Below are 22,387 nucleotides of genomic sequence, written 5' to 3' on the forward strand. Positions count from 1 at the left end.
ATAAGATCGTGCGTGCAAATGCTTTCTTTGCAGTGAATACAGGGGTCGGGACTCGCCTCATTTGCCCGAATCACTGCGAGCGCGCAGCGCTGGCACGCGTTCATCAATGACCATTCGTCAGGTACGAAGGCAATCGCTTTGAACAGGCGTCTTCTGGTCGTGACAGATATTCGGTGAGCCATAAAAGGCCCTGTCGAATTTTTCACCCAAGGAGACTCAGAACATGAAAGCTATCGTCTATGGCGGTCCGCGTGACGTCAGTGTCAAAAACGTACCGGATGCGAAGATCCAGAAGCCAACAGATGCTCTTGTCCGAGTGACCTCCACCAATATCTGTGGCTCGGACCTGCACATGTACGAAGGCCGCACGTCTTTCGAGACCGGGCGCATTTTCGGCCATGAGAACCTCGGCCAGGTGATCGAAGTCGGCGCCGGCGTCGACCGCATCAAAGTGGGCGACTGGGTGTGCCTGCCGTTCAATATCGGCTGCGGCTTTTGCGAAAACTGTGAGAAGGGCCTGACCGGTTATTGCCTGACCGCCAACCCGGGCAGCGCGGGTGCGGCTTACGGCTTTGCCGACATGGGCGATCATGAAGGTGGCCAGGCCGAGCTGTTGCGTGTGCCGTATGCCGACTTCAACTGCCTGCTGTTGCCCGAAGATGCCGCCGAGCGTGAAGAGGATTACGTTATGCTCTCGGACATCTTTCCTACCGGTTGGCATGCCACCGAACTGGCCGGGCTGCTGCCTGGCGAAAGCGTTGCCATCTATGGTGCCGGTCCGGTCGGCCTGATGGCTGCCCACTCGGCGATGATCAAGGGCGCGTCGCAGGTGTTCGTGGTCGACAACCATCCAGATCGTCTGGCACTCGCGGCGAAGATGGGCGCGACGCCGATCAACTCGCTGGAGCAGGGCGCAGTGGATCAGATCCTCAATCTGACCGATGGCAAAGGCACCGACCGTGGCTGTGAGTGCGTCGGTTATCAGTGCTGCGACCGTCATGGTCACGAGGCCAACCACGTCACCATGAACAATCTCGTTGCCTCGACCAAGGCGACAGGTGGAATCGGTGTCGTGGGCGTTTTCGTGCCGCAGGATCCGGGCGCCAAAAGCGACCTCGCGAAGGAAGGCAAGATGGCCTTCGACTTCGGTTCGTTCTGGTTCAAGGGCCAGCAGATCCGCACCGGCCAGGCCAACGTCAAGGCTTATAACCGTCGCCTTGCCGAGCTGATACACCACGGTCGCGCCAAGCCGTCGCAGATCATTTCCCATCGCCTGAAACTTGAAGAAGGCCCTGACGCCTACAAGCACTTCGATGCGCGTGATGAAGGCTGGACCAAGGTCGTGCTCAAGCCAGGTGCGTGATAAGCGCAGTTGACCAGGCCTTGCCTGAGAGCCCTTGTCGTATCTGCCACAGGCGATCGACAAGGGCGTCAGCACTTCAGTCAGAACATTTTATTCAACGAGATTTATTCAGATGAACGAAGAATACCCAAAGCCGCCATTTGCCAGCCAGCCACAAGATGTTCCAGGCATGCAGGGCAAGATGGACCCCTATCCCGATTGCGGTGAAAAAAGCTACAAGGGCTCCGGACGTCTGCAGGGCAAGATCGCGCTGATCACCGGCGCTGACAGCGGCATCGGCCGCGCAGTCGCGATCGCCTTCGCACGTGAAGGCGCACAGGTCGCGATCTCCTACTTGAACGAGCATGAAGACGCGCAAGAAACCAAGCGCTGGGTCGAAGAGGCGGGCCGTAAATGCCTGGTGTTGCCGGGCGACCTGGCACAGAAGCAGCAATGCGAAGACATCGTGAGCAAGACCGTTGCAGAGTTTGGTCGCATCGATGTGCTGGTCAACAACGCTGCGTTCCAGATGACGCATGAAACGCTGGACGAAATCTCCGACGAAGAATGGGTCAAAACCTTCGATATCAACATCACGGCGATGTTTCGCATCTGCAAGGCTGCGGTTCCGCATATGCCGCGGGGTGGTTCGATCATCAATACCAGTTCGGTCAATTCGGACATGCCCAAGCCGACGTTGCTGGCCTACGCAACCACCAAGGGCGCAATCGCCAACTTCACCGGTGGTCTGGCGCAGTTGCTGGGCGAGAAGGGCATCCGCGTGAACAGCGTTGCTCCAGGTCCGATCTGGACCCCGTTGATCCCGGCGACCATGACCGACGAAGATGTGAAAAGCTTCGGTAGCGAGACACCGCTGGGGCGCCCGGGGCAGCCGGTGGAAGTTTCGCCGATCTATGTGCTGCTGGCCTCTGACGAAGCCAGTTACATTTCCGGCTCGCGCTATGCAGTGACGGGCGGCAAGCCGGTTCTGTAATTACCCCGACAACGCCTTTTTTGTTGAAACGGTGCTCAAACAGGCACCGTTTTTTCAGGCGTCAATGACACTCTGTATTTGCTCAAGCGGGTACTGCCATTGATTGTCTAATTTCCAGACTGATTCATCCGTGTCTGCGCATATCGGGCAGGCTGTCCGGTCGCCATGACAAGCGACGAAAGCGTGTCGGCATTCATCAGCAATAATGAAGTTCGGGTCGTTGTGTTGCTCAAGAATTCTTGTTTTCGCTCTGCTCGGGTGTGCGCATTCTCGGTCAACGCCTGCATGGCGAATATATAGTTGGCTGGATCGAATCGGTTTTCCCTGGGGCCATGCGTCGAGATTTTTCTTAACGACTTTCGGAACTCGCCTGACCACGTCTTAACCTGTGTGGCATCCGCTCCATTAACAAGGCGCTTACTGGCATCCGTCAGATAATAAAACGCATCCACTGTATTCAGGCGGACATGGGAGGTCTCGTGAATAAGGGATCGTGCAACTTCCAGCACATCGTAGTTGGCAAGAAGAGAGGTTGACACCCCAATCCGTTCGACCGATTCCTGAAACTCGCCTTGAAAATCAGTCGATGCGAGAATGTCCTCGGGTCCGTTAAAAAGAAACAGCGTTAGATCAGAGTCTGGACTGCCGATGGACTCAATGAGCTCCTGCATCTGCCGTAACGAATCTTCCACGTCGATGCTCGTAGCGGCGCGAGCGCTCGGATCCAGCGCGCCAAAGGTTGCGTCGAAAGCCTTGTTTACGTCTCGCCTCGGTGATGCTTTTAGCAGCTCGGAACGCGTGAACTCCAATAACGAAACGGCAACATCCCTAACGTCATACATTTTGGATAGCTGCTCAGGCGCGAACTCGGAAAGGTCCTTTGCAACGACAACGGTAATGGGCACGTCGTAGGGAGCAGCCCCCTGTTGATCAGCAAACCGCAAAGGCGAATTCCTGACAAAACGATACAGATTCATCCCGTCCACTGTGCCCGCCGGGTCCGGATTGATCCATCGCTGCAACCATGGCGCGTAATAGCGCAGGCCGTAGTAGTACAGCCCCGTCGCGTCGCGTTCCTTGCCGGAATAACGAATGGTTTTATAGCTGGCTTCAACCGTACTGCGCCCTGCCCACCACGAGGTACCACCAAACGGGTAGTAACTTTCCTGGCTGATGATGCGCGCGTTGTTATCCAGCTCCAGGGTGCCGGACCCCAGATGATCGGCGAAGCTGTAGCGAACCTGATCGTTTTCAAGTCCTTCGGGTTGACCCGCCTGCCAGTGCAATACCCGAGCCTCGTTGCGCCCGGCCTGGGTGACGATAACGTGCAAAGTCTCGGCTGTGGCGCTGTTGCTGTGCACCTCCAGGCCTGGTAAGTAGCGCACTTCGGCACTGTGGACAACGGCTTTCGCCTTGGTCGTATGGATTTTGCGCAGGCGTTGCCCACTGGCGTCGTAGATGTAGCGCTCTTTGTCGTCGTCACCCGCTGCCCGAACCACCGGCCGCACTTGCTGCAACTGATTACGCCAGTCCCAGCTCATCGCTTGCCCGGCTTGCAACTCATTCAGATTGCCATTGGCGTCGAACGCGGCAGCGATGGCCGCTTCATCCGGCGGTCGATCGTTGATAACCGGCAGGCTGCGATTGCTGGTTTGCGAAGTGATCAGGGTGCGCGAGTGGGACTGGGTGCCCGTGTGGGTCAGTTGCAACAGATTGCCGCTCGCATCATAGCGGTAGGTTTGCGTGTAATTGGCCAGCTGCGTCAGGTCGAGCGGACACTGGAAGGATGGAAAAACAGGGCCTTGATTGAGTTTCGTAGACTCCGTGCCCGTAGCCTGGATCAACTGATACAGCGTGTCGTATTGATACGTCGACACCGGCTCGATGCGCTGACCGGCATAACACCGTGTCGGCTGGGTGCGATCCTCGATACGCAGGACATTGCCCATCGGGTCGTAGTCATAGAGCAGATGTTGCAGCAGTTGACCATCTGCCCGTGTGCCTTTGAGTTCAATCAGACGGCCATCTGCGGCGTCGTGCACCGCCTTGGTCACAACGCCGTTGCCAGCCGTTTCCGAGGTTACGTGGCCTTGAGCGTCGTAATCGATACTGTGAACCAGAACTCGCTCTGTCTGTCCGGGGAGGCTAAGTGAAATGGCCTCAATATGACCTGCCACAGTATGAGCAAAGGTCTGGACGTTACGCTGGGCGTCCGTTTGCGAGATGACATCGCCAAGTGGACTGTGTGCCCAGCGCGTAGTCGCGCCTGGACCAGATTCGAGCAGGGCGTCACGTTCTGCCAGCGGTTCTGGCCAGTCGACATTTTCGGGATTGAAGAGAAAATGCCGCGTCTGTTCAAGCACGCCACCCGCCAAGGCGAACTCGTTATCCATTCGCGAACCAGCCGGGTCATCATGGCGTATACATTGGCCGCACTGATTATGGCCCTTGGTATCCGGCCCGCCGTATTGCCGCCGCTCGACGCAGCGTCCGTTTTCAATGATGGCAACGGGTCTGAGTAGGGCGTCATACTGCACGCTCCGCTCAGTCCCACGGCCATCCCATCCAGCCACGACCGCGCCGCTGTCACCGGCCAACATCAGCCGCCAACCGGCATCGACACTGTCGCTGAGAAGCGCCTGACCACTCAGGGAAAACACAGTGGCAAGATTGACGGCAGCCTGGCTTTCCCAGAGCCTTGCATCCCAGCAGTTGACCGGATGCCCGGCAGCATCATGAGCCACGCGGTTTATAAGAACTGCCGGCGTGTCCGTGGCCTGGTTGCGCCAAAAATCAATCGCGCGAATCTCCAGGCCGCGTGGCTCAATGACACTCAGGCGGGGCGTATGATGATGCAATGCGGCAGACTGTACGTTCATGATCACGTCATCCCTGACTGGTGACTTGAGTCCAGGCTATGTAAGTAAAGTATCGTCGTAAGTGCAGCATAGCGCAGGCCTATGAGACCACCGGCTTCAAACGTGTTGTGAGCCTGTCGACGCGCGTCATGACGCGTCGCAAAATCGACGAGCCGTAGCGCTTGGCATTTTTGCCGATGGCCGGTGCCGATCAGCGAGTCTGATCCGTCGGTCACACCGTTCCTTTCAGCGACTTATGGAGAAATTGTTCATGTATCCAGACGTACAGCTTTATATCGATGGTCAATGGCGCGCAAGCCGCGACAATCGCACGTTGTCAGTCATCAACCCGGCGACGGGCGAGGCGCTGGGCACTGTGGCGCATGCCGGTATCGCCGACCTTGACGAAGCTCTGGCGGCGGCCGAGCGTGGCTTTGCCACCTGGCGTGCCACCTCGGCTTATGATCGCTACAAGCTGATGCAGAAAGCGGCGAACCTGATTCGCGAGCGTGCAGACAGCATCGCCCGAATCATGACGCAGGAGCAGGGCAAGCCCTTGGCCGAAGCGCGCATGGAAACCCTGTCGGCGGCTGACATCATCGACTGGCTGGCCGAAGAAGGGCGTCGCAGTTACGGTCGTCTCGTGCCGTCGCGGGGCGTGTCCATCGAACAGAAAGTCATCAAGGAGCCGGTCGGCCCGGTCGCTGCGTTCACTCCCTGGAATTTCCCGATCAACCAGGTGGTGCGCAAGTTGTCCTCGGCACTGGCTGCGGGCTGCTCGATCATCGTCAAGGCCCCGGAAGAAACGCCAGCGTCGCCTGCCGAGCTGATTCGCGCTTTCGCCGATGCCGGTGTGCCGGCTGGCGTCATCGGTCTGGTCTACGGTGATCCGGCAGAAATTTCCGGCTACCTGATCCCGCATCCGGTCATTCGCAAGGTCACGTTCACTGGCTCTACGCCGGTCGGCAAGCAACTGGCCGCATTGGCTGGCAAGCACATGAAGCGGGCAACCATGGAACTGGGTGGTCATGCACCGGCGCTGGTGTTCGATGATGCGGATATCGACCTCGCCGCTCGCGTGCTGGCCACCGCCAAGTTCCGTAACGCCGGGCAGGTCTGCGTGTCGCCGACCAGGATTCTGGTGCAGCGCAAGGTACTCGACGCGTTCACCGAGAAATTCGTTGGCCTGACTCGCGAAATCAAGGTGGGTAACGGTCTGGAAGCGGGCACCACCATGGGCCCTGTGGCCAATGATCGACGTATTCCTGCGCTGGTCGATCTGATCGATGACGCGGTGCGTGGTGGCGCGACGCTGTCTGCCGGTGGCAAGGCTGTCGAGGGGGCGGGCTATTTCTTCGAGCCGACCGTGTTGAGTGGCCTGAAGCCGCAGATGCGCATCATGAATGAGGAGCCTTTCGGCCCTGTCGCGTTGCTGGTGCCTTTCGACACGCTAGAGGAGGCGATTGCCGAGTCAAACCGCGTGCCGTTCGGGCTGGCATCCTATGCCTTCACCACGTCGATGAAGACTGCGCAAGCGCTGAGTACCTTTATCGAAGCGGGGATGCTGTCGATCAATCATCAGGGCATCGGCTTGCCGGAAGTACCGTTCGGCGGGATCAAGGATTCCGGTTACGGTTCCGAAGGCGGCACCGAGGCCATTGAGGCCTACCTGAATACCAAGCTGGTCACTCAATACAACTGAGTGTCGCTCGGGGAAATAAAAAACGGTCGCGATGTGCAAGCATCGCGACCGTTTTTCGTTGCCAGCGTGACTCAGTCTCTGGCTTGAATACCGGTCTGTCTCATGACCAGATTCTTTTCCTTCTTGTACTGCAGGGCCACTTCGGGCGCTGGGCCGCTCTGACCGGTCTCCATCCACTTGCGTATGCGGCTGGCGTCGGCAAAGTGCGTGTACTTGCCGAACGCATCGAGAATCACCACTGAAACCGGGCGGTTGGCCATGCTGGTCAGCAGCACCAGGCAGTGACCGGCCTGGTTGGTAAAGCCGGTCTTGGTCAGCTTGATGTCCCAGTTATCCTTGCGCACCAGATGATCTGTGTTGCTGAAACCGAGGGTGTAGGTCGGTTTGCGGAAGGTCACGGTCTTCTGCTCGGTGGTGCTCAGTTCACTGAGCAGCGGGTATTTGCGCGCCGCCATCACCAGCTTGGTGAGGTCGCGCGCGGTCGACACGTTGTACACCGACAGGCCGGTGGGTTCGACGTAGGCCGTGTGCTTCATGCCCAGCGCCTTGGCCTTGGCGTTCATCGCCAGAATGAACGCCGGATAGCCGCCCGGATAGCTGTGCGCCAGGCTGGCCGCCGCGCGGTTTTCCGAGGACATCAGGGTGATCAGCAACATGTCCCGACGGTTCATTTCACTGCCGAGCTTGACTCGGGAGAAGACGCCTTTCATTTCCGGTGTCTGGGAAATGTTCACCGGAATGACTTCGTCCATCGGCTGCTTGGCATCCAGCACGACCATCGCGGTCATCAGCTTGGTGACCGAGGCAATCGGCACGATCACATCCGGGTTGCTGGAATACAGCACCTTGTCGGTCTGCAGGTCGATGACCATTGCGCTGCCCGAGGCAAGGTGCAGGTTGGAAGGATCACGGTTCAGAACAGCGGGTTCATTTGCCAGCGTAGGGGTAGAAAGCACCGGGCCGGTAAGTACAAATAATAGGCCCAAAAAAGACAGACGGATTTTCAAGAGCAAGGCTCACTCGATAAAAGGTGGTAAATGGAAGGGATCGCGTCAAAACGCTGCATTTTATGAGCAGACTTTGCTGTATGTCGATGGGCTGGGGTGGGCGTTTGCGCAATAAATGACGCAATCGGTCATTCATTAAGTTGCTGTTAAGTCGCTTTCTGCTCTGGAACCTGCCAAAAACCACATCTGAATTGAATATTCGTGGTGCGCAAGGCCCGCACCGATTAGCATTCCATGCCATTCAGGTCACCGATTCAGGAGTCATGCAATGCTCAAGGGGTTTGTCAGCAAGGATTACGCAGTACTGGTGATCATCGCTTCATTGATCGTCATTCTGCTGCTGGGTGTCGGCTTTACCTCACGTCCGAGTGACTGGGCCGGCTGGATGCAGGCGATCGGTCTGATCGTCGGGCTGATGGCCGCTGTGGCAGTACCGGCCATCCAGCGCAAGCAGGAAGCGGAACTGGCGCACAGGCAGATACGTGACCGGGAAGTGGGTTACGCGCGGCGCATGCAGTACCTGTGCGGCGAGCTGAGCGAACTGCAGGGCCGTATCAGCCTCAACCTGACCCATCTGCGCGCCAGTGACCGGCATAGCCTGAAATACACCTTGCAGGATTACCTGCATCGCCTGTTCGAGTCGCATAAACAGGACCTCAACGATGACCGCGTGGTGCTGGCTTACGAATTGCGTCAGGTCGCCAATGACCTGATCGATGAGCTCGACAGTGGCCGTACCGATCGTGTGGTGTTCATGGCGCTGGAGAAACGCCTGCAGAAACTGGCCCATCGCTGTCAGGTCAACGCGGCCATGGCCGAGCGCGGCTGAGTCTGGTCACCGGCTTTTTCCATGGCAAAAAAAAGCCCGCCATCGAAGAGGCGGGCAAGGGATGTGCGGAGCAACGCACGAGGTTTGCAGAAGAAGTCAGCTGTTGAGGGGTTGACACTGCAGTTGCCGCGACAGGGCCTCTGCAACAGGCAATGACGCGAGCGGGCCGCTGACGGGTTCGCCATCCTGAATCAGGTACCAGCAGGCCAACAGGCCGCGCTCTCTGAGCGGGGCTGGAACTGCGCTACCGACGACGGACATGATGTGTACCTTGGCCATAAGTGCCTCCTCAATCCATGGCGCTACTGTAGAGGGCAGGCGGGCAAGTCAGAAATCGACGCTCTCAATAGTGGTCATTGATAACAACGAGGGTTTGGCGCATTGCATTGGCAGCCAATTATGTGAGCACAGCAACGAAAAACCCGCCTTAAAAGGCGGGTTTTTTGTTCTGTTACCAACGGCCGCGTGGCGGACCGTAGTAATAGCCGGGGCCTGGCGGTGGCCCGTAACGGTGGTAGTAGCCTGGCGGTGGAGGCGGTGGGTAGCGCTCCACAACCTGATAGACCGGGGCCGGCTGGTAATAGACCGGTGGCGGCGCGTAGTAGACCGGCTGCTGTTGCACGTATACCGGCTCGCGCTCGACGTACACCGTTCTGTCGCGACCTGAAGATACCGCCGCCCCGACAACGGCAGCGCCAACGATAGCACCTACCACGGCAGGGCCACCCCAGCCACGGTCAGCATTCGCCTGGCCAGCAAGGGCCAAGGCACCTACAAACAAGGCGATCTTGGGGATTTGACGAATCATGACTGTTCCTCGCTCTCAACCCGTTGTCGCGCGCCTGCATCACTCTCAAGCACTGCCACGGGATAACACTATGACACCGAAATTGTAAGAATCTGCGAAAGTGCTGAGTAAATTTTATGTAAGGTGTGCCGCGTATGTCCTCGCGCTCGCTGGTGCGTAGCATACGCTTCTATCGAAGATTCAAGCCATTACCGTCTGGAGGAAACACCCGATGTCCGTCACTGCTAACAGGGAGACATTATTGTGCATGTCCATGGCCGCCCGCCCCGGCAACTTTGGTGTGCGTTTCCATAATCATCTTTATCAGCAGTTGGGCTTGAACTTCTATTACAAGACTTTCGCCCCCAAAGACCTCGCCGCCGCCGTGGCCGGCATACGCTCGCTGGGGATTCGTGGCAGCGCAGTTTCGATGCCCTTCAAGGAGGCCTGCATCGAGCTGGTTGACGAACTGGACGCCTCGGCTGCCGCTATCCAGTCGATCAATACCATCGTCAACACCGACGGGCATCTGAAGGCGTTCAACACCGATTACATCGCTGTCGCTCAACTGATGGAGAGCCATGCGGTGCCGCGCAGCGCGTTTGCCCTGCGTGGAAGCGGGGGAATGGCCAAGGCAGTCGCGTTCGCGCTGCGTGATGCGGGTTTCACCGAGGGGCTGATCGTGGCCCGTAACGAGCAGGCCGGCCGGCGTCTCGCAGAGGCGTGCGGCTTTCGCTGGCAAGCGGAGCTGGGTAGCGCGCGGCCACCCTTGCTGGTCAATGTCACTCCATTAGGGATGCAGGGCGCGCAAGCTGACGAGCTGTCGTTTGACCTGCAAGCCATCGACGCCGCTGAAACGGTTTTCGATGTGGTGGCTACCCCGGCCGACACGCCGCTTATCCAGGCTGCACGTCGCTTGGGCAAGCGTGTGGTGAGTGGTGATGAAGTGGCGGCTATCCAGGCACTGGAGCAGTTTGTGCTCTATACCGGGGTGCGCCCGACCGACGAGCAGTATCAGCAGGCGGCAGCCTTCGCCAGAGCCGGCTAGCCGGCAGGTCGGGCGGGGCGCGTTACTCCTCGGCGTGCTCCAGTCTGGCCAGTCGTTCTTCAAGGGCCGCGACCCGTGCCTCCAGCTCATCGATACGCGAGTTGGCCGCCGGACTTGCCGAAGGTCGCTCCGGTGTGTGCTGGCGGGCGGCAAGCAGCTCCTGCAGGGATTCCGGGTCGCCCAGCAGGTGCATGTAACGGTCTTCGCGCTGGCCCGACTGGCGCGGCACGAGCATCGCCAGACCTCTGGCGATCAGACGTTCCAGCTGGTGCACGACCTGCTCGCTGTCCTCGAAGTCGTGCATGCGGTTACTGCGGGTCAGCAGCTCGTTGACGGTCTGTGGCCCGCGCAGCAGCAACAGGCCAGTGAGTATCACCTGCGCCGGGACCAGCTCGAGCCCCTTGTCGACCCTGTGTTCCCAGCGATCGGCGCGACTGCCCATGACCAGCCGCGTCAGACCGCGGCCTTCCAGGGCTCGCAGGCTCTGGCCGACCTGACCCTGGGTGAGGTTCATGACCGGGTCACGACTGGTCTTCTGGTTGCAGGCAATCACCAGTGCATTGAGGGTCAGCGGATAGGTTTCCGGGTTGGTCGCCTGTTTCTCGATCAGGCAGCCCAGAATGCGCACTTCAACGCCGTTGAGTTGTAACGCCTCGGCATTCGGGGAGGATTCGGTGGAGGACGATTCGATGGACATGGCGCTTCCCTGAGTGATGGCGGTGGATCAGCGTAGGGCGTGGCGGACATTATTGCCAGTGTCTGCTGCACGGATCTGCAGGGGCGCTGAAAAGTGTCACGGCGTTTGGCGTCATGTGGGTCTATAATTGCGCCTTTCTCAATCAGGATATGTCATGTCTATTTCCCTGTACGCCGCTTCCATTCCTGTCTTTCAGCAAATGCTCAACGCGCTGAGCGACGTTCTGACCAAAGCTGAAGCCTACGCGACCGAGAAGAAAATTCAGCCGCCAGCCCTGCTACAGGCACGTCTGTTCCCGGATATGCTGCCGTTCACCCGTCAGGTGCAGATCGCCGTCGATTTTGCCAAGGGTGCTTCCGCGCGCCTGGCAGGCGTCGAGATCCCGCAATACGATGACACCGAAACCACCTTTGCCGAGTTGCAGGCTCTGCTTGCCAAGACACTCGCGTTCATCGGCAGCATCACCCCTGATCAGGTCGACGGCAAGGAAGGCATCGAAATCGTCCTGCGTCCCGGCACTGAAAAGGAAAAGCGCCTGAACGGTCAGGCCTATCTGCTCAGCTACGCCTTGCCGCAGTTTTTCTTTCACGTCACGACTGCCTACGATCTGCTGCGCCACAACGGCGTTGAAATCGGCAAGCGTGATTTCATGGGCAAGTTCTAAAACGCCCGAAATAAAGGGCTTACAGGCTTCTGCCCGAAGGGTGTGGGAGTGACCGGGGCGGCGTCCGTATTGCTCACGAAGTCGATGCATCGAGCGCCCTCTTTCCTGAGGGCTGTACCGGCCTCTTCGCGAGCAGGCCCGCTCCCACGGCCCTCGGCCAGAATCAAAAACGGGCTGGTTTACACCGACGCGTGCTCAGCGTATGGGTGCAGTTCGTTACGCTTTCACGGAGCTTTGGCGTGAGCTTCGGCTCTTACAGGATGCACTGTTTAGTCACTGCCTTGCCGGATTGAGAAGTTTCGACGCAGAGCCTCACGAAATGCACGCCAATGCGCAGCATTGGCGTGACACTCATCTTCAAGCCGCTTTAATTGTCCTCCCGCAGGCCGCTCTGTTGCAGCGGGCTGTATTGATGTTGTTCTGGAGTATTCATGTTGTTGCCCATCCTTCTGTTGTCAGCCGCCGGGTTCACCGTGCTGACTACAGAATTCGTTATCGTTGGCCTTTTGCCAGCCGTTGCCCGCGACCTGAATGTCACGGTCTCGCAGGCCGGGCTGCTGGTGACGTTGTTCGCGTTCACCGTCGCCGCCTTTGGTCCCTTTCTGACCGCCTACTTTTCGCGCTTCGAGCGCAAGCGCCTGTTTGTCAGCATCCTGGTACTGTTCGGCTTTGCAAATGTGCTGGCGGCGCTGGCGCCCAATATCGCCGTGATGGGTATCGCCCGGCTGATTCCCGCGTTGGGCTTGCCGGTGTTCTGGGCGCTGGCCAGCGAGACCGCCGTGGACATTGTCGGTCCGCAGTTTGCTGGGCGGGCGATTGCCAGGATCGGTTTCGGCATCGTTTGCGCCACGGTGTTCGGCATCCCCATCGGTACCCTGATCTCCGACGCGTTCGGCTGGCGCACGGCCTTTCTGGTGCTGGCCGGTCTGGCGTTCGCCAAGGCACTGTTGTTGACGGTCTATCTGCCGAAAACGGTTGCCCGGCCGAACCCGGTCTCGATCCTTGAACAGTTCGGCATCTTGCGCAGCCGGATGATGCAGGGGCACGTGCTGCTCTCGGTGCTGGTGTTCAGCGGCATGTTCACGGCCTATACCTACCTGGCGGACATGCTCGAGCGTCTTGCCGGTTTCGACGGCGCTCTGGTGGGCTGGTGTCTGATGGGCTTTGGTGCTGTCGGCTTGCTGGGCAACTCGCTGGGCGGGCGCATGGTCGACCGCCATCCGTTGATTGCCAGCCTGGTGTTCTGCGCTTTCATGGTCGTCGGCATGGTCGCGGTGGTGCCGAGCATTCATTCGGTGGTGGCCTTGCCACTCGCGCTTGCCGTTTGGGGCATTACCCAGGCGGCCTTGTTTCTGGTCAGTCATGTGCGGCTGATCAAGGCCGCGCCACAAGCACCTGCATTCGCGGCATCACTGAACATCGCCGGCGCCAACCTTGGCATTGGTATCGGCGCGTTGATCGGCGGCAGGGTCATTGATCACCTGGGGCTGGGCAACGTCGGTTTTGCCGCTGCGGGCATCATTGTGCTGGCGATTGTGCTGGCGCTGTTGTTGATCAAGCGTGATCCAGGGCCGCTCCCGGCTTAGCCTGCATCGGTAAACAGCTGGTTCCGAGCACTTTCGGCGATGGCGACAACGCCGGGGTGCCTGACCTTGCGCTCCACGGTAATGGCGTAGAACGATTCGGTCACCGCGTCAGTGTGGCCAACCACTTGTACGCCATACTGGTTCTGCACTTCGTCGGCGATCACGCTGGGCGCCACGAACACGCCGCTGCCGGATTTGCCGAACGCCTTCATCAGCGCGCTGTCATCGAATTCGCCAATGATGCGCGGCTGAATGCTCTGTTCGGCAAACCAGCGCATCAGTCGGCCTCGAACCACGGTTTCCTGGCCTGGAATCAGCAGCGGTGCGCCATGCATGCACTGTGGAAAATCCGTCCCGATACGCTCCGCCATTTCACGCGTGGCGAAAAAACTGACCCCGCATTCGCCCAGCTTCTGGCTATACCCCTTGATGTCCAGATGCGGCGGCATGGGGCTATCGGAAATCACCAGGTCGAGACGCTGAATGGCCAGGTCTGCCAGCAGTCGTTCCAGCTTGTCCTCGCGACAGGTGATGCGGATTGACTCTTCCAGCGTCATGGTCGGTGCGATCAGGCGGTAGACAATGGACTTGGGCACGACGTCGGCCACCCCAATGCGCAACAGCAATTGCTGTTCATCCGGTTGCGAACGCAGCAGGTTTTCCAGGTCATTGCCCAACTGAAACATTTGTTCGGCGTAGGGCAGGGCGAGGCGACCTGCTTCGGTCATTTCCAGTTGCCGACCGACGCGCTGAAACAGATCGACCCCCAGTGACGCCTCCAGCAGACTGATCTGCCCGCTGACGGTCTGCGCGGTCAGATTCAACTGTTCACAGGCGCGCACGATGCTGCCGGTCTTGGCCACGACCCAGAAGTAGTGAAGCTGGCGGTAATTGAGCATATTTTCTGCCGATTCGGTAAAACCGAAGTATATGCCTTATAAAATCGAATTTTCCTTATGTTTCAAGATGTCTAGAATTCGCTCCAATGCCGGGCTGAACAGGCCGCCCGGCTTCACCGACCGAGGAGCCCATGAACAAAGCCCTTTACGCTGTATTACTGAGCGGTTCGCTGCTGGTAGTGGCGGGATGCGATCAGCTAGAGTCTTCCACCAAGCAGGTGGTGAACGCCGCCGCCGACAGTGCAAAACAGGTGGTCGATGACACCCATAAAGCCGCGACCCAGGCACTGGACGAGGCCAGGCAGGAACTTTCGTTGCAGGAGCCACCACCAAACTCGGCTGAAACCGAAAACACGTCTGATAAAGAAATCTGACTTATAACTATTGGCGCAGGCAGGGCAGTGATCTATGGAATACCTATTGGAACTCGCAACAAGTCCGGCAGCCTGGATCGCGCTGGCGACACTGGTGGTGATGGAAGTTGTACTGGGCATCGATAACCTGATTTTCATCTCGATTCTCACCAACAAGCTGCCTGAACATCAGCGCGAGAAGGCTCGCAAGCTGGGTATCGGCATGGCGCTGGTGATGCGTCTGGGCCTGCTCAGTACCGTTGCGTACATCGTGCAGCTGACAGAGCCGGTCTTCGAGGTATTTGGTCAGGCGTTCTCATGGAAAGACATGATCCTGATTGCCGGTGGCCTGTTCCTGGTCTGGAAGGCAACGACGGAAATTCACCACAGCATGGACGTCAAGACCGAGGAAGAGAAAGCCCTGGGTTCGGTGGTGGCGCTGAGCATGAGCGCGGCTATCGTGCAGATCCTGATGCTGGACCTGGTGTTCTCCATCGACAGTATCATCACTGCCGTGGGTATGACCGAGCACCTGCCGATCATGGTCATCGCGGTCATCTCTGCTGTCGTGGTGATGCTTGTCGCCGCCAACCCGCTGGCCAAGTTCATCAACGACAACCCGACGGTGGTCATGCTGGCCCTGGGCTTCCTGATCATGATCGGTATGACGCTGATCGCCGAAGGTTTCGGCGCCCATGTGCCCAAGGGTTATATCTATGCGGCCATGGCCTTCTCGGCAGCCGTTGAAGCCTTGAACATGCTGGTACGCAGGGCAAGACGCAAGAAAGCCGCTACTCAGGTGTCCACGCACTGATAGCTGGCGAAACTGTAAAAAAGGTCGGCCCTGGTAACAGGGTCGACCTTTCGCGTTCAAGGTGCTGGCAAATACGCTGATGAGGGCAGATCAGCTAAACGCTGCTCACGCCCTTGTAAGTCAGTTGGCTGCTACAGCGGGAGCCTTGAGATGTTTTGCAAGGACTGGCCGCTTTGCCACGCGCGACTCGACGCTGCGTGGCTGGTGATGGCGACGGGATACGCGCATCACCCCCCACAGCATCGCACTGGCAACGGCAAGCCACGAGGCGATCAGCATCACGATTGTCAATTCCAGGCTCATAAGTGCCTCCACATTCCTGCTTTTTGTTGCGGTCTTGATAACTGACAGTCTAGTACGGGGCATGTTTCGGTTAATTGACCAGTGGCATCGGGCTATGAATTATTTTCGCCATTCCGCTGACCGGGGTGCTGCGCGCGGCTATACCCGGAACCCGGTCGGCTCTATCATCGGTGCTCAGGTCGGGTCGCGGGTTGCCCGATAACAGTTGAAGTGGGTGAACATGCTGTCGGTTTCTTTCAATACCGGTACTGCCGGTGCACTGCGTTCATGGTTGATTGCGGCCTTGCTGACGGGCCTTGCTGGTTGTTCGTCGATGGTTACGCCGGAGATGAAACGCCTTCCGGACCGGGTCGAGCTGACGTCGATTCCGTTCTTTCGGGGTAATGCCTATCAAAGCGGCCCGATGGTGCTGGCTAGCATGCTGGCCAACCAGCAGGTGCAGACAACGCCCGGTTTGCTCGACAAGCCGCTGCAACTGCCGGGTGCCGAGGACCGGCTCGAACAGAACATGCAGAAAGTCGCGCGTGAATACGGGTTCATGGTTTACCCGCTTGATGGCCAATTACAGGACCTGCTGACTCAGGTCTCGGCGGGTTATCCGGTCATGCTGCGTTTTGCCCAGGGCTCTGCGCTGTGGAAAGGGCCGCGTTATGCGGTGTTGATCGGCTATAACCGCATCAAGGAGACCGTGCTGCTCAACGCAGGCATGGATCGTCGCTATTCAATGAGTTTCAGCAGCTTCGCGTCGGCCTGGAAGGACGCGGGCAGTTGGGCGGTACTGATTCAGTCGCCCCGGCAGTTGCCGGCCAATGTCGATGCGCAGCGCTGGCTGCAGGCGGCCGAAGCGTTATCGACATCAGGACAGGAGCAGGCGGCGGGCGAGGCGAAAAGAACGCTGGCACGCGGCGTTAAATGAAATCAACGCGGCAGGAACAAAAACGGCACCGAGAAGGTGCCGTTTTACGTTCAGCAAATCTAGAAACCGAGTCGGTCACGCAGGCTGTAATACCATGCGCCCAGCGCGGTCAGCGGGGTGCGCAGCAGCTGTCCGCCGGGGAACGGGTAGTGGGGCAGGTCGGCGAACGCATCGAAGCGCTCTGCCTGACCGCGTAGCGCCTCGGCCAGTACCTTGCCGGCCAGGTGGGTGTAGGTCACACCGTGTCCGCTGCAGCCCTGCGAGTAATAGATGTTGTCGCCCAGTCGTCCGACCTGGGGCAGACGAGACAGGGTCAGCAGGAAGTTGCCGGTCCACGCGTAGTCGATCTTCACGTTCTTGAGCTGCGGGAACGCCTTGAGCATTTTCGGCCGGATGATGGCTTCGATATTGGCAGGATCTCTGGCACCGTACACCACGCCGCCGCCAAAGATCAGGCGCTTGTCGGCGCTGAGGCGGTAGTAATCCAGCAGGTAATTACAGTCTTCGACGCAGTAATCCTGCGGCAGAAGTGTCTTGGCCAGTTCATCGCTCAACGGCTCGGTGGTGATGACCTGAGTGCCGCACGGCATCGACTTGGCCGCCAGCTCCGGGACCAGATTGCCCAGGTAGGCATTGCCGGCCACGATAATGAACTTGGCCCGGACCCTGCCTTGCGCCGTATGCACCACAGGGTTTGCCCCGCGCTCGATACGAATGGCCGCTGATTGCTCGTAGATCGTGCCACCCAGTGTTTCAACGGCCGCCGCTTCACCCAGCGCCAGGTTGAGGGGATGAATATGTCCACCGGTCATATCCAGCAACCCGCCGATGTACTGATCACAAGCCACGACTTCATTGATCCGGCGCTTGTCCATCAACTCGAGGCCGGTGTGCCCATACCGCTCCCAGAGCCGCTGCTGGGCTTCGAGATGCGCCAGTTGCTTGCTGGTCAGCGCTGCGAATACACCACCATCTTTCAGGTCGCACTGAATGCCGTAACGGGAAACCCTATCGCGAATGATGGATGCGCCTTCGAAGGCCATCTGCCCGAGCAACTGCGCCTGGCGTGGCCCCACGGTTCGCTCGATGACATCGATGTCGCGGCTGTAGCTGTTGACGATCTGCCCGCCATTACGCCCTGATGCGCCGAAGCCGACCTTGGCCGCTTCCAGCACCGTGACCCGAAATCCGTTTTCCAGCAGGAACAGCGCGCTGGACAAGCCTGTGTAACCGGCTCCGATGACACACACGTCAGTTTCGACTTCGCCCTGCAGCGCGGGACGTTCCGGGGCAGCATTGGCTGAAGCCGCATAGAAGGACTGCGGGTAGGGCGTGTTTGCCATCCTGAGACTCCGTTTAATATTCTTGACGATGGCGGCAATCGTACCCGAGATATAAAAGCTCTGCCAGCAGCAGGCGAAAAGAGTCGTTGCCTGTAGTTTGGCAAAAAACGCTGTATTTCATAGGGTTAGCAAAAAAACAGATTGACAGGTATTCGCATATCCGTAGAATGCCGACCCACAGCAGGCACGTAGCTCAGTTGGTTAGAGCACCACCTTGACATGGTGGGGGTCGTTGGTTCGAGTCCAATCGCGCCTACCAGACAAAATCCGCTCTGCTGGGCGGTGTCAAAAGGGTCAGCCGAGAGGCTGGCCCTTTTTTGTGTTGCCAATGATCGAGTAAACGCGCGTGTTGCGCAGTCCTCCCTGAATGCTCATGCGATCCTGTCTAAGCGTGCCTTCGTACTCAAATCCGACCCGCTCGGCGAGTCTCTGGCTGGCTTTGTATCTACCTTGCATAGTTTCCAGTCCGGCGTCGGGGGCGGGCCCAGGATGTCTTGAATCATAATGACGATCCCGTCACTTCTCAGCCTTGCATAGCGATTCGTGATAGCGGGCCCGTCTTCGGAGGCAGCGTTGCTTTCATTGTCGCTCTGAACCGGGCCTGATCCGTTATCAACCACCAGTGCGGCCACGTCATCGTCCATGATTTTTTCTCCTGAGTGATGCATAGGTCGACGCCTATGACACTAGCAAGCGTTATTGGGGCTGGATGATGAGTGATACTGGTAAATATGCTAGGTAAGGTTTCAAAAGGTGGGTGAACACAAGAAGGCCGCACGATCAGCGTGCCGGTAAGGCGAAAGGAATCCGATGTCGCGTGATCACTGGCAGGAGCCTTAAAAAATTCACGTATTCAGAGAGTTACTGCAAAAAAGCGTTTGACAGGCAATCGAATATCCGTAGAATGCCGACCCACAGCAGGCACGTAGCTCAGTTGGTTAGAGCACCACCTTGACATGGTGGGGGTCGTTGGTTCGAGTCCAATCGCGCCTACCAAACAAAATCCGCTCTGCTGGGCGGTAAAAAAAGGGTCAACCGAAAGGTTGGCCCTTTTTTGTTGTGCTTGCGTTACCCGTAGAAAGTGCCAGCTCTCGTGCCAATGCGAGCATTGGCACGAGAGCGTGAGCAGCTTCAGGGAATCAGGCGGTCACGACGCAGCTTTTCAAACACGTCGAAGAACGCATCGTCACTGGCCTGAAATGCCGTGAAGCCCAGTTTGCGGCTCTTCGACATGTCAGTGACTACTTCAATCGGACGGCCGAGATCGGCATCGCTGTGCCATGGCGAAATCAGGCGGTTGATGTCACTTTCCTTGAGCTGATGCTCGCGAACAATGTCATCCCAGATTGCTTGATCGTTGGCCATCTGCGTTTCCAGCGGGGCTGGCTCGCTCGGGAAATCGGCTGGCTGCAAGCCGAAGTATTCGGCGATCTGTCCCCACATCCAGCTCCAGCGGAACACATCGCCGTTGGTGATGTTGAACGCCTGATTGGCCGCTGCAGGTGTGGTCGCGGCCCACAGTTGCTGGCGGGCCAGCTGCCGCGCATCGGTCATGTCGGTCAGGCTGTCCCACTGCACACGGGAGCCCGGGAACACGAAAGGTCGGCCCGTGGCTTTACAGATCGAGGCGTAAACGGCCAGAGTCGTCGCCATGTTCATCGCGTTGCCGACGGCGACACCGGTCACGGTGTGCGGACGATGGACGCTCCAGGTAAAGCCATCCTTCTCTGCGGCAGCGAAGACTTCGTCTTCCTGAGCGTAGTAAAAGTTCTCGATATCGAGGCGCGCCTGCGATTCCCTGAACGGCGTTTGCGGCAGGGTGCCTTTGCCATACGCTTCAAACGGGCCGAGGTAATGCTTGAGGCCGGTCACCAGCGCGACATGCTTGACACTGCCTGCGGGCCGCACAGCGTCCAGCACGTTACGCACCATCGCGGCATTGACTCGGATGTTTTCTGCTTCAGTGGCCTGACGCGACCATGTCGTGATGAAAACGTGGGTGGGCTTTAAATCAGCCAGAGCCACACGTACGGACTCCGGGTTCTGCAGGTCTGCAGCAACCGGGATCACGCCGGGCCGCGCTGACGGGCTACGGGAGAGGGCGGCAACCTGCCAATCGTTTTCCAGTAACAACTGCGTGATTGCGCTGCCGACAATGCCACTTGCGCCAACAACCAGGGCGGTCTGAGTCATAGGGGTCTCCTGAGACGGGGAAGAAAGTAATGAACCGTCTGCTGTCTCAGAACAGAATCAGGCCATACCGTTCAACCCGATTGTCCCGATTACCCCGTCACGTGGCTCCGTGCACCGGAAACGTCTTCGGACTCGTTGGCATATGACTTGACGATGGTTTTGGTCGCACTGCTGGCTTTCAGGTCGTCAAGTTTCTGCGGCGCAAGCCATTTGCAGGCGGCAATTTCGTTCTGCGGCGATGGCTCGCTGGAGGCTGGAACCTGAGCGGTAAAAACGTAGTGGGCCACTTGATCCTTCTCGTACACATCGAGGTACAGAAGATCAAGGTCGGCAAGCCCGGTTTCCTCGCACAGTTCACGCACTGCGGCCTGGAAGGGCGTTTCACCCGCTTCAATCCTGCCGCCGGGCAATGCCCAGCGGGATTTCGGTTTGCGCACGTAAAGGACCTGGCCGTCACGTTTGCAGATGACTGTCGCGCGTTGTTTCATAATCCGTTCACCTGTTAAACGTCCGTTGACATGAGTATCTGCAAGGACTGCGTGAACTTGAGACTCAAAGACAGTCAGTGGTAGTCACCAAAATGTAATAAATAGTTCATTTTGGCGGGTGCGCCGCTCAGGTCTTAGCGTGAAACAGCCAGAGCGAGACGCACAGCAGGCGGGTTGCCGAGGTCTGCAACCCGTTTGCTGCATTAGAGTATGGACATCAGTGGGCGGTTAGCCGCGTTCGGTTCACCGGGGGCGACGTACGGCATGTCCGTGCGCTCAGCCTTCCCTGGCTGTTGGCTGCACGTCAGGCAGCGTTCGAGTCGGCAGCCGCTTCCTGCTTGAGGCTGTCCATGTCGATGACAAAGCGATACTTGACGTCGCCCTTGAGCATCCGCTCATAAGCCTCGTTGATGTCCTGCATGTTGATCATTTCGATGTCGGAAACGATGCCGTGCTCGGCGCAGAAATCCAGCATTTCCTGGGTTTCCTGAATGCCTCCGATCAACGAGCCAGCCAGGCTGCGACGTTTGAAGATCAGGTTGAACACCGCTGGTGAGGGATGCGGTTCTGCCGGCGCGCCGACCAGTGTCATGGTGCCGTCGCGCTTGAGAAGAGACAGAAAGGCGTCCAGATCATGCGGCGCTGCGACCGTGTTGAGGATAAAGTCCAGGCTGTTGGCCTGAGCGGCCATCTGTGCCGCGTCTTTGGATACGACTACTTCGTCGGCGCCCAGGCGCAAGCCATCTTCTCGCTTGTTGGGGGAGGTCGTGAACAGCACAACATGTGCGCCCATGGCGTGGGCAATCTTGACGCCCATGTGGCCGAGACCGCCAAGCCCGACAATGCCGACTTTCTTGCCCGGGCCGACCTTCCAGTGGCGCAAGGGGGAATAGGTGGTGATACCCGCGCACAACAGCGGCGCTACGGCGGCCAGGTTGGCATCATGAGAGATGCGCAAGACGAACTTTTCCTTGACCACGATCTTGTCGGAGTAGCCGCCGAATGTGTTCTCGCCGCCAAATACCGGGCCATTGTAGGTGCCGGTGAAGCCGCTCTCGCAATATTGCTCGTCACCCTCGGCGCACGATGTACATTGCTGGCAGCTGTCGACCATGCAGCCGACGCCAGCCAGGTCGCCGACCTTGAATTGCTTGACGTCGGAGCCGACCGCCGTGACCCGGCCGACGATTTCGTGACCCGGAACAGAAGGATAGAGTGTGTTGTGCCACTCATTGCGCGCAGTGTGCAGGTCCGAGTGGCACACGCCGCAGTAAAGGATGTCGATCTGAACATCGTCAGCGCCGGGCGAGCGACGTTCGAATTGATGGGGTTTGAGTATGTCTTGGGCAGATTGCGCTGCTTAGCTGTACGTCTTGACCATTACTGTCACCTGTTCAATTGAATAAATGTAACGCCGTACGACAGCATAGCCGAGCCTCGCTGCGCGGCAATGCACCTGAATCTGACACATGAGGGAGCCGTGTAGTGCCCTGCGTCACACAAGCGTCATAGGGGAATACAAGGGTCTGCCAAAAAGGTATGAACTTTGCAACAATGCCTGACA

The 22,387-nt window shown here is 58.4% G+C and carries 21 protein-coding genes and 2 tRNA genes; 12 read left to right on the plus strand and 11 right to left on the minus strand.

Translation table 11 applies throughout. The features are described 5' to 3' along the window. The first annotated feature begins 223 nt into the window (after positions 1-223). Both LCH65_RS13590 and LCH65_RS13595 read left to right on the plus strand, forming a co-directional pair. Positions 224-1,363, plus strand: coding sequence for a glutathione-independent formaldehyde dehydrogenase (locus LCH65_RS13590; RefSeq protein WP_003318011.1), 1,140 nt, complete (start codon positions 224-226; stop codon positions 1,361-1,363). A gap of 112 nt (positions 1,364-1,475) precedes the next feature. Further along, complete coding sequence (locus tag LCH65_RS13595; RefSeq protein WP_003369279.1) at positions 1,476-2,336, plus strand: glucose 1-dehydrogenase; 861 nt, start codon at positions 1,476-1,478, stop codon at positions 2,334-2,336. Between the two features lie 107 nt (positions 2,337-2,443). On the opposite strand, the gene LCH65_RS13600 is transcribed toward LCH65_RS13595, so the two are convergent. Beyond that, on the minus strand, positions 2,444-5,215 hold the full coding sequence (locus tag LCH65_RS13600) for an RHS repeat-associated core domain-containing protein (RefSeq protein ID WP_103736333.1): 2,772 nt from the start codon (positions 5,213-5,215) through the stop codon (positions 2,444-2,446). Between the two features lie 250 nt (positions 5,216-5,465). Between LCH65_RS13600 and LCH65_RS13605 the strand changes: the two genes are divergently transcribed. Beyond that, positions 5,466-6,896 carry an NAD-dependent succinate-semialdehyde dehydrogenase gene (locus LCH65_RS13605; RefSeq protein ID WP_054081495.1) on the plus strand — a complete coding sequence of 477 codons (1,431 nt, stop codon included), beginning with the start codon at positions 5,466-5,468 and terminating at the stop codon, positions 6,894-6,896. A gap of 71 nt (positions 6,897-6,967) precedes the next feature. Here LCH65_RS13605 and pbpG read toward each other — a convergent pair whose 3' ends face one another. Next, entirely contained in the window at positions 6,968-7,909 is a 942-nt protein-coding gene (pbpG, locus tag LCH65_RS13610; RefSeq protein WP_072366525.1) for a D-alanyl-D-alanine endopeptidase, read from the minus strand. A 262-nt stretch (positions 7,910-8,171) separates the two neighbouring features. On the opposite strand from pbpG, the gene LCH65_RS13615 reads away from it, so the two are divergent. Continuing rightward, positions 8,172-8,732 (plus strand): hypothetical protein, encoded by a 561-nt coding sequence (locus tag LCH65_RS13615; protein ID WP_003369287.1) that lies wholly within the window; start codon positions 8,172-8,174, stop codon positions 8,730-8,732. 96 nt (positions 8,733-8,828) lie between these two features. Here the strand turns inward: LCH65_RS13615 and LCH65_RS13620 are convergent, their stop codons facing one another. Further along, complete coding sequence (locus LCH65_RS13620) at positions 8,829-9,011, minus strand: hypothetical protein (RefSeq protein WP_003434175.1); 183 nt, start codon at positions 9,009-9,011, stop codon at positions 8,829-8,831. A 172-nt stretch (positions 9,012-9,183) separates the two neighbouring features. Beyond that, positions 9,184-9,540, minus strand: coding sequence for a hypothetical protein (locus tag LCH65_RS13625; RefSeq protein WP_003410180.1), 357 nt, complete (start codon positions 9,538-9,540; stop codon positions 9,184-9,186). Between the two features lie 211 nt (positions 9,541-9,751). On the opposite strand from LCH65_RS13625, the gene LCH65_RS13630 reads away from it, so the two are divergent. Continuing rightward, a complete protein-coding gene (locus LCH65_RS13630; protein WP_054081494.1) occupies positions 9,752-10,567 on the plus strand; it encodes a shikimate 5-dehydrogenase in 816 nt (271 codons plus the stop codon). 22 nt (positions 10,568-10,589) lie between these two features. Here LCH65_RS13630 and LCH65_RS13635 read toward each other — a convergent pair whose 3' ends face one another. Then, a complete protein-coding gene (locus tag LCH65_RS13635; protein ID WP_054081493.1) occupies positions 10,590-11,264 on the minus strand; it encodes a DUF480 domain-containing protein in 675 nt (224 codons plus the stop codon). Positions 11,265-11,418: 154 nt separating this feature from the next. On the opposite strand from LCH65_RS13635, the gene LCH65_RS13640 reads away from it, so the two are divergent. Next, positions 11,419-11,928: a DUF1993 domain-containing protein gene (locus tag LCH65_RS13640; RefSeq protein WP_003369297.1), complete on the plus strand. Its 510-nt coding sequence runs from the start codon at positions 11,419-11,421 to the stop codon at positions 11,926-11,928. A 431-nt stretch (positions 11,929-12,359) separates the two neighbouring features. After that, entirely contained in the window at positions 12,360-13,514 is a 1,155-nt protein-coding gene (locus LCH65_RS13645; RefSeq protein WP_003434173.1) for an MFS transporter, read from the plus strand. On the opposite strand, the gene nhaR is transcribed toward LCH65_RS13645, so the two are convergent. Continuing rightward, the gene (gene nhaR, locus LCH65_RS13650; protein ID WP_003369301.1) at positions 13,511-14,413 is read right to left on the minus strand and encodes a transcriptional activator NhaR; all 903 of its coding nucleotides are present in this window, start codon (positions 14,411-14,413) and stop codon (positions 13,511-13,513) included. The two genes, LCH65_RS13645 and nhaR, sit on opposite strands and share 4 nt — an antisense overlap. Before the next feature lie 131 nt (positions 14,414-14,544). On the opposite strand from nhaR, the gene LCH65_RS13655 reads away from it, so the two are divergent. Both LCH65_RS13655 and LCH65_RS13660 read left to right on the plus strand, forming a co-directional pair. Continuing rightward, positions 14,545-14,787 carry a hypothetical protein gene (locus LCH65_RS13655; RefSeq protein WP_003369303.1) on the plus strand — a complete coding sequence of 81 codons (243 nt, stop codon included), beginning with the start codon at positions 14,545-14,547 and terminating at the stop codon, positions 14,785-14,787. A 34-nt stretch (positions 14,788-14,821) separates the two neighbouring features. Next, complete coding sequence (locus tag LCH65_RS13660; RefSeq protein ID WP_003369306.1) at positions 14,822-15,580, plus strand: TerC family protein; 759 nt, start codon at positions 14,822-14,824, stop codon at positions 15,578-15,580. A 120-nt stretch (positions 15,581-15,700) separates the two neighbouring features. Here LCH65_RS13660 and LCH65_RS13665 read toward each other — a convergent pair whose 3' ends face one another. After that, positions 15,701-15,883, minus strand: coding sequence for a hypothetical protein (locus LCH65_RS13665; protein ID WP_044309624.1), 183 nt, complete (start codon positions 15,881-15,883; stop codon positions 15,701-15,703). 220 nt (positions 15,884-16,103) lie between these two features. On the opposite strand from LCH65_RS13665, the gene LCH65_RS13670 reads away from it, so the two are divergent. Next, positions 16,104-16,799 (plus strand): hypothetical protein, encoded by a 696-nt coding sequence (locus tag LCH65_RS13670; protein WP_003434171.1) that lies wholly within the window; start codon positions 16,104-16,106, stop codon positions 16,797-16,799. 59 nt (positions 16,800-16,858) lie between these two features. Here the strand turns inward: LCH65_RS13670 and LCH65_RS13675 are convergent, their stop codons facing one another. After that, positions 16,859-18,142 (minus strand): FAD-binding oxidoreductase, encoded by a 1,284-nt coding sequence (locus tag LCH65_RS13675; protein ID WP_003369311.1) that lies wholly within the window; start codon positions 18,140-18,142, stop codon positions 16,859-16,861. A 182-nt stretch (positions 18,143-18,324) separates the two neighbouring features. Between LCH65_RS13675 and LCH65_RS13680 the strand changes: the two genes are divergently transcribed. Continuing rightward, positions 18,325-18,401: transfer RNA gene (locus tag LCH65_RS13680), tRNA-Val, on the plus strand. Positions 18,402-19,061: 660 nt separating this feature from the next. Further along, positions 19,062-19,138: transfer RNA gene (locus tag LCH65_RS13685), tRNA-Val, on the plus strand. Positions 19,139-19,273: 135 nt separating this feature from the next. Here the strand turns inward: LCH65_RS13685 and LCH65_RS13690 are convergent. The 3 genes from LCH65_RS13690 to LCH65_RS13700 form a co-directional block, all read right to left on the minus strand. Beyond that, positions 19,274-20,335 (minus strand): SDR family oxidoreductase, encoded by a 1,062-nt coding sequence (locus tag LCH65_RS13690; protein WP_003434169.1) that lies wholly within the window; start codon positions 20,333-20,335, stop codon positions 19,274-19,276. Between the two features lie 89 nt (positions 20,336-20,424). After that, positions 20,425-20,823 (minus strand): NUDIX hydrolase, encoded by a 399-nt coding sequence (locus LCH65_RS13695; RefSeq protein ID WP_003369317.1) that lies wholly within the window; start codon positions 20,821-20,823, stop codon positions 20,425-20,427. Positions 20,824-21,127: 304 nt separating this feature from the next. Further along, positions 21,128-22,162 (minus strand): NAD(P)-dependent alcohol dehydrogenase, encoded by a 1,035-nt coding sequence (locus LCH65_RS13700; RefSeq protein WP_226439581.1) that lies wholly within the window; start codon positions 22,160-22,162, stop codon positions 21,128-21,130. Between the last annotated feature and the right edge of the window lie 225 nt (positions 22,163-22,387).

The organism is Pseudomonas sp. MWU16-30316 (assembly GCF_020515645.1).
In the GTDB taxonomy this organism is placed as follows: Bacteria; Pseudomonadota; Gammaproteobacteria; order Pseudomonadales; family Pseudomonadaceae; genus Aquipseudomonas; species Aquipseudomonas cerasi.

What these genes read in the sequence shown, in the direction of transcription:
- LCH65_RS13590 (WP_003318011.1), top strand. Translation starts at nt 224, where the DNA reads ATGAAAGCTATCGTCTATGGCGGTCCGCGTGACGTCAGTGTCAAAAAC.
- LCH65_RS13595 (WP_003369279.1), top strand. Translation starts at nt 1,476, where the DNA reads ATGAACGAAGAATACCCAAAGCCGCCATTTGCCAGCCAGCCACAAGAT.
- LCH65_RS13600 (WP_103736333.1), bottom strand. Translation starts at nt 5,215, where the DNA reads ATGAACGTACAGTCTGCCGCATTGCATCATCATACGCCCCGCCTGAGT.
- LCH65_RS13605 (WP_054081495.1), top strand. Translation starts at nt 5,466, where the DNA reads ATGTATCCAGACGTACAGCTTTATATCGATGGTCAATGGCGCGCAAGC.
- LCH65_RS13615 (WP_003369287.1), top strand. Translation starts at nt 8,172, where the DNA reads ATGCTCAAGGGGTTTGTCAGCAAGGATTACGCAGTACTGGTGATCATC.
- LCH65_RS13620 (WP_003434175.1), bottom strand. Translation starts at nt 9,011, where the DNA reads ATGGCCAAGGTACACATCATGTCCGTCGTCGGTAGCGCAGTTCCAGCC.
- LCH65_RS13625 (WP_003410180.1), bottom strand. Translation starts at nt 9,540, where the DNA reads ATGATTCGTCAAATCCCCAAGATCGCCTTGTTTGTAGGTGCCTTGGCC.
- LCH65_RS13630 (WP_054081494.1), top strand. Translation starts at nt 9,752, where the DNA reads ATGTCCGTCACTGCTAACAGGGAGACATTATTGTGCATGTCCATGGCC.
- LCH65_RS13635 (WP_054081493.1), bottom strand. Translation starts at nt 11,264, where the DNA reads ATGTCCATCGAATCGTCCTCCACCGAATCCTCCCCGAATGCCGAGGCG.
- LCH65_RS13640 (WP_003369297.1), top strand. Translation starts at nt 11,419, where the DNA reads ATGTCTATTTCCCTGTACGCCGCTTCCATTCCTGTCTTTCAGCAAATG.
- LCH65_RS13645 (WP_003434173.1), top strand. Translation starts at nt 12,360, where the DNA reads ATGTTGTTGCCCATCCTTCTGTTGTCAGCCGCCGGGTTCACCGTGCTG.
- nhaR (WP_003369301.1), bottom strand. Translation starts at nt 14,413, where the DNA reads ATGCTCAATTACCGCCAGCTTCACTACTTCTGGGTCGTGGCCAAGACC.
- LCH65_RS13655 (WP_003369303.1), top strand. Translation starts at nt 14,545, where the DNA reads ATGAACAAAGCCCTTTACGCTGTATTACTGAGCGGTTCGCTGCTGGTA.
- LCH65_RS13660 (WP_003369306.1), top strand. Translation starts at nt 14,822, where the DNA reads ATGGAATACCTATTGGAACTCGCAACAAGTCCGGCAGCCTGGATCGCG.
- LCH65_RS13665 (WP_044309624.1), bottom strand. Translation starts at nt 15,883, where the DNA reads ATGAGCCTGGAATTGACAATCGTGATGCTGATCGCCTCGTGGCTTGCC.
- LCH65_RS13670 (WP_003434171.1), top strand. Translation starts at nt 16,104, where the DNA reads ATGCTGTCGGTTTCTTTCAATACCGGTACTGCCGGTGCACTGCGTTCA.
- LCH65_RS13675 (WP_003369311.1), bottom strand. Translation starts at nt 18,142, where the DNA reads ATGGCAAACACGCCCTACCCGCAGTCCTTCTATGCGGCTTCAGCCAAT.
- LCH65_RS13690 (WP_003434169.1), bottom strand. Translation starts at nt 20,335, where the DNA reads ATGACTCAGACCGCCCTGGTTGTTGGCGCAAGTGGCATTGTCGGCAGC.
- LCH65_RS13695 (WP_003369317.1), bottom strand. Translation starts at nt 20,823, where the DNA reads ATGAAACAACGCGCGACAGTCATCTGCAAACGTGACGGCCAGGTCCTT.